The following is a 14,117-nucleotide window of genomic DNA, read 5'->3' as shown; positions in this document are numbered from 1 at the left end:
GATGGCCGCGCTCCTGTCGACCGTGACCGAGCCGGTCTCGGTGGTCCACGCGATCCCGGGCAGGGTCCGCCTGCGGCTCCCCCGCCTCGGGAAGGACGCGGCCTTTGGCCCGCTGCTCGAGGCGGGGCTCGCCGCCGTGCCGGGGGTCCTGTCCGTGCGCATCGCCGAGGGCGCGTCCAGCGCCGTCGTCGAGCACGACCCGCGGCACGTCGACCTCGACGCCCTCGTGGGCGCCGCCGCCTCGGCCTCCGCCGCGCCGGCCCCGCGGGGGGCGCTGCGCGCCGCGCGCGCCGCCCGGGGGGCGCGCCGCGCGGCCGCCCTCGCGAAGCACCCGCTCTATCTGTCGAGCGTCGGCATGGTCCTCTCGCTCGGCAGCTTCGTCTCGCCGCTGCTCGCGTACCCGTTCATCGCCGCGACGTCCGCGCCCATCCTCAAGAGGGCGTGGAACTCGGTGGTGCGGGACCGCAAGCTCAACGTCGACCTGCTCGACAGCCTGGCGATCGCGTCGGCCGTGGCGACCGGAAACGCCATCAACGCGGCCGGCATCATCTGGCTGGTCACGCTCGGCGACCACATCCGCGATCTCACCCAGGCGCGCGCCCGGCGCGCGATCAGCGGCCTTCTCGAGTACCAGCAGGACCTCGCGTGGGTGGTCCGCGGCGACGCGAAGGTGCAGATCCCGGTGGCCGAGCTCGCCGCCGGGGACCTCCTCGTCGTCTATACCGGATCGGTCATCCCGGTCGACGGGACGGTCACGGACGGCGAGGGGCTCGTCGACCAGCAGACGCTGACCGGCGAGTCGATGCCGGTGCTCAAGGGCCCTGGCGACCGCTGCTTCGCGGCGACCGTCATCAAGGACGGCAAGCTGTACATCCGCGCCGAGCGGGTCGGCGGCGACACGACCGCCGCGAGCACGGCGCGGCTCATCGAGAACGCGCCCGCGCTGGAGACGCGCGCGCAGAACTACGCGGAGCTCGTGGCGAACCGGCTCGTCCCGCCGGCCCTCGCCTGCTCGGCGGTCGTGCTCGCCGCGACCAGGGACCTCGGCCGCGTGTCCGCGATCCTGACGATCGACTTCGGCACCGGCCCGCGGGTCTCGGCCCCGACGACGGTGCTCGCGTCGATGAACGCCGCGGCGCGGCGTGGGATCCTCATCAAGGGCGGCGCGTACATCGAGAAGCTCGCGAAGGTGTCGACCGTGGTGTTCGACAAGACGGGCACGCTGACCTCCGGCATCCCCGAGGTGACGGACCTCGTCGTCCATGACGCCCTGTCCGAGCGCGAGGCGGCGACCCTCGCCGCCGCGGTGTCCGCGCGGCAGACCCACCCCGTATCGCAGGCCGTGCTCCGGCTCGCCGAGGCGTGGTGCCTGACGATCCCGGACCGGGAGGAGTCCCGCTACCTCGTCGGCCGGGGCGTGCAGGCCAGGGTCTGCGGCAAGGTCGTGCAGCTCGGCAGCCCCCGCTTCCTCGACGAGCTCGGCATCACCTGCCGCGCCGAGCCCGGCGCGAGGAAGGCGCTCGAGGCGGCGGCGAAATCGCTCCTCTTCCTCGCCGTCGACGGCCGGCACGTCGCCACGCTCGCCTGCCGCGACGCCATCCGGGCCGAGAGCCGCGCGACGATCCGCAGCCTGCGCGCGCGCGGGATCGAGGATATCGTCATGCTGACGGGCGACAGCCGCGAGGTGGCCAGGCAGGTCGCGCTCGAGCTCGGCATCACCCGGTACTTCGCGGAGATGCTGCCCGAGGACAAGGCGGAGATCACGCGCCGGCTGACGCAGGAGGGCCGCACCGTCGCGGTCGTCGGGGACGGCATCAACGACTCCCCGGCGCTGTCGTACGCCGACATCGGCATCAGCGTGTCCGCGGGCGCCGAGATCGCCCGGGAGACGGCGGGCGTCGTCCTCGTGGAGGACGACCTGTCGAAGCTCATCGAGGCGATCGACATCTCGCGCGCCGCGATGCGCCTCATCCACCAGAACTTCTCGATGATCCTCGCCGTGAACGCGGTCGCGTACGCGCTGTCGATCCCCGGGCTCCTCAACCCGGTCGCGGCGACGCTCATGAACAACGGCTCCGCGGTCCTCGCCTGCGTGAACGGACTGCGTCCGCTCATGGCGGCGCCGCGCAGGAAGGCCCGCGCCGGCGGCCCCTAGCGCGCTCGTCCGCGCGCCGCGCCGCAGCCCGGCACGCGCGCTGCACGAGGGATGGAATGGTTGGAATGCAGAGCGAGACGCGCGCCGGATCGGGATTGTCCGCCGCGGATCGGGCGCGCGCGGCGCGCCGGACTGTGCAGTGGCTGCCCGGCGCGGCGCTCCTGGCGTTGATCGGCTGTGCAGCCGCGGCACGGGCGCCTGTCTCGCCGCACGTCGCGGCGGGGACCCCGGAGGAGGCCGGCCGGTACCTGATCCTCGTGGGCGGGTGCAACGACTGCCATACGCCCGGATGGGACCGATCGGGCGGCGGGCTCCCGACCTCGGAGTGGCTGACGGGCAGCGGCGTCGGCTACCGAGGTCCGTGGGGGACGAGTTATGCGGCGAACCTCCGGATCTCCGCCCAGAACCTCAGCGAGGAGGCCTGGGTGCGGATGTTCCGCGAGGGCGCCGGCCGGCCGCCGATGCCATGGCTCAACTACGTGACCCTGCACGAGCGCGATCTGGTCGCGATGTACCGCTTCATCCGGAGCCTCGGCGAGAAGGGCGCCCCCGCGCCCCAGGCCGTGTCGCCGGAGGAGGAGCCTGCGACGCCGTACATCCTCATGGTCCCGCAGCAGCCGAAGAGCAGGCCGTAGCCATCGGTTCGCGTCGGTTCGCGTCGGTTCGCGTCGGTTCGCGTCGGTTCGCGTCGGTTCGGGTCAGGCGTGCAGGCCGCCGAGTGTCGCCGACGCCGCGTGGCTCGCCGCCGGCCGCTCGCAGGGCAGCTCCACCGTGAACCGCGCCCCCTCGTCCGGCCGGCTGACGACGCGCACCGCGCCGCCGAGCGCCTCGACGATGCTCTTCACGACGTGGAGCCCGAGCCCGAGCCCGCCGAAATGGCGGCTCGACACCGCGCGCTCGAACCGGTCGAACACGTGCGGCAGCCGCCCTGCCGGGATCCCGATGCCCTGATCCTGCACCACGAGCTCTGCCGTGCCGTCCTGTCGCGCGACCGAGACGTCGATCGGCTTGCCCGCGCCGAACTTGAGGGCATTGTCGAGCAGGTTCGAGACCACCTGCTCCAGCCTGCTCCTGTCCCACGAGCCCACGACGGACGGCTCGGCGCGCACGCTCACGGACGAGCCGGACTGCGCGATGCGCTCGGTGAGCCGCTCCAGGACGTCGTCCACGACCTCCGCGAGATCGACCAGCTCGACGTGCAGCTCGAGCCGGCCGGTGTGGAGCTGCGACACGTCCAGCACGTCGTCGATCAGCCGGACGAGCCGTTGCACCTGCCGATCCATCCGTTGCAGGGCGCGCGACAGGCGCTCGTCGGCCGCGTGGTCTCCCCGGCGGAGCAGCGCCTGGAGGCCGAGGCGCAGGGAGGTGACGGGCGTCCTGAGCTCGTGCGACGCGACGCTGAGGAACTCGTCGCGGACGCGCACCGCGTGCTGCGCCTCGCGGTAGAGGCGGGCGTTCTCGAGGGCGATCGCGATCTGGTCGGAGAGGAGCTCCAGCACGTGGACGCGAGCGCGCGTGAAGGCGTACGTGGTGAGGTTGTTCTCGAGGTAAACCACCCCGAGCCGCGCCTCGTTCCGCTGGATGGGCAGGACCAGGACCGACCGCGAGCCGCCCCCGGCGAAGTGAGGATCGTGGTCGCGCGCCGGCGCGCTGTCCGCGTCGTCGAGCACGAGGAGCTCGCACGCCATGTGGGCGTGCTCGACGACCCGCCGGGGGACCTCGCGCGACCGGGAGAGCGGCGTGCGCTCGATGGAGACCGGGGTGGCGACGGACCCCCGGGCCCGCACGAAGAGCTCCCCCTCTTCCTCGAGCACGAGCGCGCCGCGCTGCGCGCCGGCTGCCTCCAGGCAGACGCCCAGGAGCTTCTCGAGCAGCCGATCGAGCACGATCTCGCTCGAGAGGGTCTCGGCGGCCTTGAGCAGGCTGAGCGCGTCGAGGGCGACCGCCGGGAGCCGCTCCGCGAGCTCGGGCTCGTCGCCGGGCCCGCCGAGCCCGAACTCCTCCGCGAGCGCGTGGGCCTTCTCCGAGGCCCCCCAGCGGGCGAACCCCTGGTGCGCGGCGCTCAGGTACATGGCCGCGATCCGCGCCCGCCCGAGACCGTGGTAGAAGCGCCCTGCCAGCTCGTTGCCGAGCGCAGCGATGTGGAGGAACCCCCCCCGCGTCGCCGCCTCGACCGCCTCGTCGTACCGCGCGCCGGCGAGCTCGAACCTGCGCTCGACGCGGGCGATCTCCGCGTCGACGAGGAGGCGCCGCGGGCGGAAGTTCTCCGGGCAGCCGAGCTCCCACCTTCGCAGGGCGCGCTGCAGGTCGGCCACGCGCGCGAGCAGCGCGGCCCTCTCCTGCTCGTCGGCCTCATCGCATCGCCACAGCAGCGTGAGCGCGGTGAACAGCGCGTACTGGCACTCGGGGATGTAGCCGCCGAGAAAGTGAGTGAACGGGGCCGCCGCGTCGGCGTGGGCGATGGCCTGGGCCAGGTCCCGGAGCAGGTACGAGACCTGAAGGCGCCCGATGTGATACACGCACCTCGCCGGCCGCTCCCGCCGCGTCGCCTCGAGGAAGGCCCGCTCGTCGAACTCGGCGTCATCGGCCACGTTCCGGCCCCTCGTCAGCCCCTTGAGGCACCGGATCGTCTGCCGGAAGGCGAGCTGGTGGAGGAGCGTCGACTTGTTGCCGGTCTGCCGGCTGAACGCGAACCCGTCGTTCAGATCGACCAGCACGCGATCGAGCTCCACCCCTGCGGCGAACGAGTGCGCCATGAGCCCCGTGCGCGCGTACGAGGCGAAGCGGAGCTCGCCGGACGACACGCCCAGCTCGATGATCTCTCGGAACGGCGCCCCGCTCGAGGCGAGCGGCGCGACCCACGGGTGAACGAACTCGTTGTACATGTACCGGGCGATCGTCTCCTGGGCGCGATCCTCGAACCGCCGCGCGAGCTCCACGGCGAGCTGACCGAAGCCCTTGGCGCTCGAGAGGTCGCCCTCGGCCGCGAGGAGCATCGCGTGCCCTGCGTAGGAGAGGATCGACTCGCTCGAGTTGCCGTGCTCCAGCGCGAAGCAGACGCCGAGGGCGGCGAGGAGCACCAGCTGCTTCCGGTCCGCGAACCAGGCGGGGGCCACCATCTCGGCGAGGAGCCTCATGCGGGCCCGCTCTTCCGGGCTGGTCACGCGGTGGAGATCGACGAGCGACTCGGGCGAGCGCTCCGCGAGGTACCTGGCGATGACCCGCCTTCGCGCCGCGATCTCGCTGTCGAGGTCCGCCAGGGACAGCTCGACCCCGAAGTGCGCGCGCAGCGCGTCGCGCCCCCAGCCGAGCGCCAGATCGTGATCGCCGGTGATCGTCGCGCTCATGATCCGGAGCGCCTCCAGATCGACCTTCTCCGGGATCGACGCCGCGTGGCGGAGCCCCTCCTCCACGAGCGCGCGGGCCGCCGCGTGCTGATCGGTCAGCGCGGCGCACTCCGCCGCGTCGCGATGGAGAGAGAACCAGAGCTCGTAGCGCGAGCGGAAGGCGCCGTCCGGCAGCAGGCGGAGGCCGCTGCGGAAGTACGCGAGCGCCGGGCCGAAGGCCGCGGCGCGGCGCGCCTTCACGCCGGCGCGGTGGTTGAGCTCGGCGAGGCGGTCCCGCTGCTCCGCGTCGAGCAGCGCGGCGCCGAGGTTCAGCTGGTCCGCGGCGTCGAACAGCGCCGCGTCCGTCCCGTTGGTGCAGGTGGCCTCGAGGAAGCGGCCGAGCTGCAGGTGCAGCTGCATCCGCAGCTGCTCCGGCCCGAGCTCGTAGGCCGTCTGCTGGACCCGATCGTGGACGAACCGGATCGCGAGCCCCGCCTCGTGCTCGCACGTGCCGTCCGGCGCGACGAGCCCCTCGCGGAGCGGCTGGACGAGCGACGCGGTCGTCTCGTCGACGGATCGGCCGAGCACCGCCGCGATGAGCCTGAGCTCCGCGCGCTTGCCGATGCACGCGGCGACCTGCAGGAGCTCCTGCGCCGCCTGGGGCAGCCTGCGGACGGACTCCGACATCAGCTGGACCACGTTGTCGGTGACCCCGATCCGCTCGATCCGGGCGAGATCCCACGTCCATGTCGAGCGGATCGCGTCGAAGAGGAGCAGGCCTTTCTCCTGGAGCGATCGGAGGAGCTGGCGGATGAAGAGGGGGTTCCCCGCCGTCTTGGCGAGGAAGAGCCCCGCGAGAGGGCGCGCCCGCTCCGGCTCGCAGCGGAGCGCCTCGGCGAGCAGCGCGACGACCCCCTCGACGCCGAGCGGGCCGAGCGAGAGGTGCGTCATCGGGGGGACCTGCGCGCCCCGGATCTCCTCGATGGTCTGGTGGAGCGGGTGCGCGGCGCCGACTTCCCTCGACCGGTACGCGCCGAGCAGGAGCACGTGCTTGCTGCCTGGATCCGCGGCGAGGGCGCGGAGGACGCGGAGCGACGCGGCGTCCGTCCACTGGAGATCGTCGAGGAAGATCGCGAGCGGCGGCCGCTGGCTGGCCACCGCGCGCACGAAGTCCTGGATCGCGAGCAGGAAGCAGTTCTCCGCGCGCGTCGGATCCGCGGCCGGCGGCGCGGGCGCGTCCCCGAGGAGCTCGGTGAGCTCCGGGCAGAGCTCGCCGAGGGCGCGGCTCCGCTCGCTGACGGCCTCCCTGAGCTGCGCGCGGCTCTCCTCCGGCTCGGCGCGGAGCGCGGCGGCGAGGGCGCGGAGCGCCTCTGCCAGGGACGCATAAGGGACGTTCGCCGCGCGCAGGTCGAACTTGCCCTGGATGAACCGCCCGCCTCGCTCGGCGACGGCGGCCTGCAGCGCCTCGACGAGCGCGGTCTTTCCGACGCCTGCCTCCCCGGTCACCAGCGCGAGCTCCGTCCCGCCGTTCGACACGCGCGCGAGCGCGCCGCGCAGCGCGGCGAGCTCGCGCTCGCGGTCGATCAAACGCTCGGGCAGCGGGAGCCGCCGCGCGAGGTCCATGCGGCCGAGCTCGAACGGCGCGATGGTGCCTGCGGCGCGCCATCGCCTCTGCGCCTCGTGGAGGTCCTGGGCGAGGCACTCGGCGCTCTGGTATCGCAGGTCCGGCATCTTCGCGAGGAGCCGCTGCACGAGCTCGGAGAGGACCGCCGGGACGCTGGGGCTCGCGACGTGCGCCGGCACGGGGCTCCTCGCCATGTGGGCGTGCACGAGCGCGAGCGGATCGGCGTCCTTGAAGGGCGGCGCGCCGGTGAGCATGGCGTAGAAGGTCGCTCCCAGCGCGTACAGATCCGAGCGCGCGTCGATGAACCAGCAGGTGCGCCCTAGCTGCTCGGGGGACAGGAAGGGGAGCGCGTCGAGCTTCTCGAGCTCCACGGCGCGGGGCATGCTCGTCAGCTCGGCCGCGTCCGAGAAATGGACCAGGGTGACCTGCCCGTCCTCGCCGAGGACCACGCGGCCCGGGGCGATCGCGCGGTGGACGACGCCGCGCCCGTGAATGCGCGCGCACGTCTCCGCGAGCGCGATGGCGACGTCGAAGAACGCGTCCAGCGCGAGCGGCCCTCGCGCGAGCCGCCGCTCGAGGTCCTCGGGGCCTGCGTCCTCGAGGAGCAGCGCCGGCATGCTCTCCGGGCCCTCCAGCGCGAGCGGCCGCACGACCCCCGGCACGTCGAGCCGGCGCAGGAAGGCGTGCTCGCGCAGCAGGAGGGCCGCCGCGCCCGGGGCTGGATGACGCCCCCGAACGGTTTTCTGCACGACCATCCTCCCGGCAAGCCTCTGCCTGCAGAGCAGAAATCGGCTGCAGCGGTGGACCTCAGTCGCTTCCGCCCGAGTCATACGCGTTCCCCCTCGCGCGTTGCCGCGAGACTATAAAGCAGGATGTGTGCTGGTGCGAGCCGGGAAGTCCCGGGTCTCGTGATATGGGAGAGACGTCGGGTTGTGCGCTTCGCGCGGTCGCGCGGCGGCGCCGCCGCCTCCTCCCTCTCGGCACGACGACGCGCGCGCTGCGCGGCCTCCCCCTCGTCGCGAGGGTTCCCCTCCAGCGGTCTTTTGCCGGGCCGTGGGCCCGCGCGGGCAGGCGTGAAATGGGCAGCCGTGAAATGGGCAGCGCGGCGCCGGCCTCGAGCTCCGGCGACGACCGGCGACCGCCAATCCGGCGAGCGAAGGTGCTAGGATGAATCAGCGCATGTACGGGGGGCGGGCGGCTGCCCCCGCGCCGGTGCGCGCTGCGGGGAGCTCTGATGAACGCACCTGTCGTGGCAGGGGACGTGATCGCCGAGAAGTACCGGGTCGACAGGATCTCGGGCAGCGGTGAGCTGGGGACAGTGGCCTTCGCGAGCCACCTCGTGCTTCCGCAGCGGGTTGCGATCGAGCTCCTGCTCGCCGACGGCAGCCCGGAGCGCGTGGAGCGCTCGCTGCGGGAGGCGCGCGCGGCGGTGGCGCTCAAGGGGGAGCACGTCGCGCGCGTGCTCGACGTCGGCCTGCTCGCCTCGGGGGTCGCGTACATCGTCACGGAGCACCTCGACGGGCAGGACCTCTCCGAGCTGCTGCGCGGCCGCGGCCGGATCGAGCTCTCGGAGGCCATCGATTGGGTGCTGCAGGCCTGCGTGGCGGTGGCCGAGGCGCACGCCGCGGGGATCGTTCACCGCGACCTCGAGCCGGCGCGCCTGTTCCTGGCGACGACCCCCGGCGGCGCGACGCTCCTCAAGGTGCTCGGCTTCGGCGCGTCCAGGGAGCTGCCCGGCGCGAGCGACGGCGGCGCGCCGGCGCAGGCGCGGGAGGAGCTCGGCGCGCCGCTCTACATGTCGCCGGAGCGGATGCGATCCTCGGTCGCCGTCGACGCCCGCGCCGATGTCTGGTCGCTCGGCGCGATCCTGTACCGGCTCCTGACCGGGCGGCCGCCGTTCGAGGCGAGCTCGCTCGCCGATCTCGCGCCGCGCATCGCGAGCGCGGCGCCGGCGCTCCCGAGCGCGCTGCGGTCCGACATCCCCCCTGCCATCGACCGCGTGCTCCTCTGCTGCCTCGAGAAGGACCCCGCGCGGCGGCCCACGAGCGTGGCCGAGCTGGCGATCGCGCTCGCCCCTCACGCGTCGGCGGAGGGCCAGGATCACGTGGAGCGGGCCGCGCGCCTCCTCGGCGCGACGCTCCCGCGGCGCCCCCGCGCCTCGCTCCCGACGATCGGGCTCGGGCTCAGCGCGAGGCCCCGTCCGTCCGCGAGCGCCGGACCGAGCTCGGAGGCGGGCCCGGTGACGTCGCGGCACGGCGCGTACGGCGCGCAGGACACGGGGCGCAACAGGGCGCGCATCGCGCTGATCGCCGCCGTCGCGTCGCTGCTCGCGATCCTCGGCGTGGCCGCGACGCAGCTCAGGTGAGCCGGCGCCGGCCGAGCCGCCGCGGGCGCAGGAGCGCCGCCTCCGGCCGTCGCCGGAGGGGCATCGTCGCCGCGAGCGCGGCAGGCGTGGAGAAGCCGGAGAGCCGTCCTGTCTCCCACGGACACGGTCGCAGATCCTCGCGGCTATGCCGAGAAAACGTGACATCCGCGTAGACCGGCTGTCGTAGTATCCGCCGCATGCCGCGTTCTCTCCCACATTCCGGGGGCGGTCTCGCTCCGCCCGCGCGCATTGGCAAGGTCGCATTCCTCGGGTATGGCCGCTTCGGCGCGGCGCTCGGGTCGTTGCTCCACGATGCGGGGATCTCGGTGCGCGCGTTCGATCCTTCTGCGGAGATCCGCGGCGCCGCGCGGGCCGCCTCGCTCCCGGAGCTCGTGGACGGCGCGGAGCTCGTCATCGTCGCCGTCCCGGTGCCGGCGGTGCGCGAGGCCCTGCTGTCGCTGCGGCCGCACCTTGCGCCGGGGCAGCTGGTGGCCGACGTGGGCAGCGTGAAGAGCGTGCCGTCGAGCGCCATGGCCGAGGTGCTCGGCGAAGGCCGGCCCTGGGTGGCGACGCACCCGCTGTTCGGCCCGGCGAGCCTCGCCCGCGGCGAGCGCCCGCTGCGCGTCGTCGTCTGCCCGAACCCGGCGCACCCGGACGCGGTGCGCCGCATCGTCGCGCTGTTCGAGCGGATCGGCTGTCAGGTGCTGGAGCAGGCGCCGGAGGAGCACGACCGCGTCATGGCCTTCACGCACGCGCTCGCGTTCTTCATCGCGAAGGGCATGATGGACGCGGGCGTGCCCGCTGGCGCGCCCTACGCGCCGCCCTCGTTCCAGGGCATCGCGCACACGATCGAGACGGTGCGCGTGGACGCGGGGCACCTGTTCGCCGCGCTGCACCGCGAGAACCCCTTCGCGGGCGAGGCGCGCCGCCGCCTCATCGACGCGCTCGTCGCCGTCGATCGAAGCCTCGACGTCCCGACCAAGGACGCCGCGCCCGAGGACCTCGCCGCGCTCGCGATCCCCGATCTCGGCGCGCTCTCTCCCGAGCTCCGCGAGACGCGGGAGCTCATCGACGACCTGGATCTGGAGCTCGTCGGCCTGCTCGCGCGGAGGGCCGAGCTCGTCCAGCGCGCCGGGCGCGCCAAGGCCACGATCGGGGCGGCGGTCCGAGATCCGGTGCGCGAGGCGCGGCTGATGGAGTCGCGCCGCCGCTGCGCCGTCGAGCTCGGCCTCGACCCCGACGGCGTCGCCGAGGTCTTCGAGGTGATCCTCCGGCACTCGCGCTCGCTCCAGGAGCGGCGCTCCGCCGTCTAGCGCGCGGCGCAGGCGGCGGGCTCCTCACCACCGAAACACGAGGCACACCGAGCGCGGTATCGACAGAGGGTCAGGAGAGCGTCGATGCATCGCCGTCCACGCCACTTGCGTCGGTTTTCTTCGTGTTCTCTCCAATTCTCGCGCTGCTCTCACGGCCTCTTCGAGGGAGGCGCTCGTGGCGCACGAATTCCTCCTTCCACTCTGGCGTGCTCCGGTGTAGGGTCTGCGTGCGGGGATCATGCAGCGGCGTCAGGCGCCTCCTTGTGGATACTGCAGGCGAGGCCTGGGTCGCAGGTAAGACAGCGCCTCGATTACGATACGAGCTCGTCGGCGCAGCGCAGCGCAGCGCACGGGAGGGCTGGAATGGATCTGCGGAGCGGCCATGCCGGGCGGGCTGAGCGTGGCGGGCGTGCTCACCCTCTGCCCCGGGCGCGCGCTGCGTCACCGCGGCGACGTGGTTTCCCCGAGCCTCCTCGCAGTGAGGGCTGGAGCGGGCTGGAGCGGACGCGGCAGACGCCGCCCGAAAGCGGTGGACACAGCCCCATTCCTGAGGATGCTGCGAGGCTGGCCGCGGCGCTGACAACGGAGCAAGGGGGGCAAGGAGACGCGGGATGAGGGCAGACGTGGGCAGAGTCAACATCCTGATCGTTGACGACAGGCCTGAGCAGCTCCTCTCCCTGGAGGCAGTCCTCGCGCCGCTCGGCGAGAACATCGTCAAGGCGGCGTCCGGGAGGGAAGCGCTTCGCCATCTCCTTCAGGAGGAGTTCGCGGTCATCCTCCTCGACATCAAGATGCCTGAGATAGATGGGTTCGAGACGGCGACGCTCATCCGCAAGCGGCGGAGCACGCTGCACACGCCGATCATCTTCCTGACGGCGCACACCGAGCGCGTCTATGTCGAGCGCAGCTATTCGCTCGGGGCGGTCGATTACATCATGACCCCGTTCGCCCCCGAGGTCCTCCGCACCAAGGTGTCAGTCTTCGTCGATCTCTTCAAGAAGACACAGAAGATCAAGCTCCAGGCGGAGTCGCTGCGCGCGCACGCGCAGCAGCTCCAGCGGCTCAACCGCGCCGCGCTCACGATCAACTCGGCCCTGTCGCTCGACGCCATGGTCGCGGCGATCACGGAGGCGGCCCGCGACGTCGGCGGCGCCCATCAGGCGATGACCCTCGTGAAGCTGGAGCGGCCCGGTGAGCGGGCGCGGACCGCGGTGTCGCTCTCGGAGCGGTACACGACGTTCCAGAAGGAGGCGCCTCCCCCCATCGCCGGCAAGCTGTGCGCGCTCGTCTGCGCCAGGAACAGGCCTCTCCGGCTGACGCAGCGAGAGCTCTCGCTGCACCCGGAGTGGCTGGACAACCTCGGGCAGAGGCCGCCGCCGCGGGGGTACCTCGCGGCGCCCCTCACCGCGGCCGACGGCCAGAACATCGGGACCATCCAGCTCTCGGATCGGAACGACGGCGAGTTCTCCGACGACGACGAGACCGTCCTCGTGCAGCTCGCGCAGCTCGCTTCCATCGCCATCCAGAACTGCGTGCACGCCGAGGCGCGCGAGGCGAACCGCCTGAAGGACGAGTTCCTCGCCACGCTCTCCCACGAGCTGCGCAGCCCGCTGAACGCGATCCTCGGCTGGACGCACCTCCTGCGGTCCGAGCCGTTCGATGAGCAGCGGGTGTCCCACGGGCTCGAGGTGATCGAGCGCAACGTGGCCGCGCAGACGAAGCTCATCGAGGATCTCCTCGACGTCTCGCGGGTCACGACGGGCAAGCTGAGCATCAGCGCCGCGCCGATGGCGCTCGCGCCCGTCGTGGAGACCGCCATCGACGCGATCCGCCCCGCCGCCGAGGCGAAGGGCCTCACGATCGACGTCTCGCTCGACCCCGACATCGAGGTGAACGGCGACGCGGATCGGCTGCAGCAGGTCGTCTCGAACCTCACGTCCAACGCGCTCAAGTTCACGCGTCACGGGGACCATATCCTCGTCTCCCTCCGGCGGGCCGGCGCGACGGCGGAGCTCACGGTGCGCGACACGGGGGAGGGGATCGCGCCGGATTTCCTCCCGCTCGTCTTCGAGCGCTTTCGCCAGGCCGACAGCACGAGCCGCAGGACGCACGCGGGCCTCGGCATCGGGCTGTCCCTTGTGCGCCAGCTCGTCGAGATCCACGGCGGCTCGGTCGTGGCCGACAGCCCTGGGTTGCACAAGGGGTCCACGTTCGTGGTCCGGCTCCCGCTCCTCGGGGTCGAGCGCAGCTCGCTCACGGCGCTCACGAGGGAGGGACGATCGCGCTCGCTCGCGTGCTCGGAGCCCGCGTCCAACCTCGGTGGGGTCCGCGTCCTGCTCGTCGAGGACGACGCGGACGCCAGGGAGCTCCTTCAGGAGGTGCTGTCGCAGCACCACGCCGAGGTGACGGCCGTGGCCTCGGCCCACGAGGCGCTCGCGGCGTTCTGCGCGGATCTCCCGCACGTGCTCGTGAGCGATATCGCCATGCCGGGCGAGGACGGCTATGAGCTCATCCGCGCCATCCGCCAGCGCCCGCCGCAGGCCGGCGGCGATCTGCCCGCGCTGGCCCTGACGGCCTATGCTCGCAAGGAGGACCAGAAGCGCGCGCTCGACGCCGGCTTCCACATGCACGCAACGAAGCCGATCGAGCCCGCCGCCCTCGTGGCCGCCGTGGCCAGCCTCGCGGCCCGGGCCCGCGCAGGCGACCTCCCCTGCGCCCGGGAGCGAGGGTCGAGCGAGGAGATCAACCTGTGATGATCGCGCGGAGGCGAGGGGCCGCGGGCGCTCCATAGCGGCGCGCCTCCGCGTTCTCTACCGCTCTCAAATCCAACCTGAGCTCGCCCGCTACCTTGCCCGGCCCGCCAGCGAACTCGGGTCTCTCCCCAGCGTGCCCGCGCTCATGAGCAGGGACGAGGACCATGGTCGATGGGCATTGGGCCTGGGACTTGCACTTCATGACGCGAACGTGTCCTCATGACCAGACAGGGAGCCGACCCATCGGCGGCCAGACGAGGCGCGTCCGCGCTGCAGTCGGGCTCTGTTCGCGTGTTGCGCGGCGCCGGCGCCGCTCCTCCAGGTCGCTCACGCGAGCAGGCTTTGGCTCATGGGGCCCTCACCTCTGGAGGTCCATCCGTTATGGCGGATGATCGGTCAGGCACAGTCGTTCTTCACGCGTCATGTTCGCCCGCGCCGATGTAGGCGAATGTGCTTGACTGGTGGGTGCTCACGGGAATGCGCCCACATGCAACGATGATGCAGTGAGACAAAAAGCTTGCGTAATCCAGTATGGTGGCCTATTGTCCACCATAACGGAATCACCACGGAGTTGACACCGG

Annotated in this window: 6 protein-coding genes; 5 read left to right on the top strand and 1 reads right to left on the bottom strand. The window is 72.6% G+C overall.

The features are described from left to right. The first annotated feature begins 1 nt into the window (after position 1). Positions 2-2,155, top strand: a complete 2,154-nt coding sequence (locus ACSRUE_RS42120; protein WP_441288485.1) for a heavy metal translocating P-type ATPase — start codon at positions 2-4, stop codon at positions 2,153-2,155. A gap of 65 nt (positions 2,156-2,220) precedes the next feature. Continuing rightward, complete coding sequence (locus ACSRUE_RS42115) at positions 2,221-2,790, top strand: cytochrome C (RefSeq protein WP_441288484.1); 570 nt, start codon at positions 2,221-2,223, stop codon at positions 2,788-2,790. A gap of 63 nt (positions 2,791-2,853) precedes the next feature. Here the strand turns inward: ACSRUE_RS42115 and ACSRUE_RS42110 are convergent, their stop codons facing one another. Then, a complete protein-coding gene (locus ACSRUE_RS42110) occupies positions 2,854-7,860 on the bottom strand; it encodes a sensor histidine kinase (protein WP_441288483.1) in 5,007 nt (1,668 codons plus the stop codon). A gap of 479 nt (positions 7,861-8,339) precedes the next feature. Between ACSRUE_RS42110 and ACSRUE_RS42105 the strand changes: the two genes are divergently transcribed. From ACSRUE_RS42105 to ACSRUE_RS42095, 3 genes are all read left to right on the top strand, one after another. Continuing rightward, complete coding sequence (locus ACSRUE_RS42105; RefSeq protein WP_441288482.1) at positions 8,340-9,470, top strand: serine/threonine-protein kinase; 1,131 nt, start codon at positions 8,340-8,342, stop codon at positions 9,468-9,470. Between the two features lie 197 nt (positions 9,471-9,667). Continuing rightward, positions 9,668-10,783 (top strand): prephenate dehydrogenase/arogenate dehydrogenase family protein, encoded by a 1,116-nt coding sequence (locus ACSRUE_RS42100; protein WP_437769790.1) that lies wholly within the window; start codon positions 9,668-9,670, stop codon positions 10,781-10,783. A gap of 623 nt (positions 10,784-11,406) precedes the next feature. After that, positions 11,407-13,536 carry a response regulator gene (locus tag ACSRUE_RS42095; protein ID WP_441288481.1) on the top strand — a complete coding sequence of 710 codons (2,130 nt, stop codon included), beginning with the start codon at positions 11,407-11,409 and terminating at the stop codon, positions 13,534-13,536. Positions 13,537-14,117: the final 581 nt, after the last annotated feature.

It is taken from the genome of Sorangium sp. KYC3313 (assembly GCF_052075895.1).
In the GTDB taxonomy this organism is placed as follows: Bacteria; Myxococcota_A; Polyangia; order Polyangiales; family Polyangiaceae; genus Sorangium; species Sorangium cellulosum_B.
The sequence above is the reverse complement of the archived record's forward strand: the minus strand, read 5'-3'. Positions and strand labels throughout refer to the sequence as shown.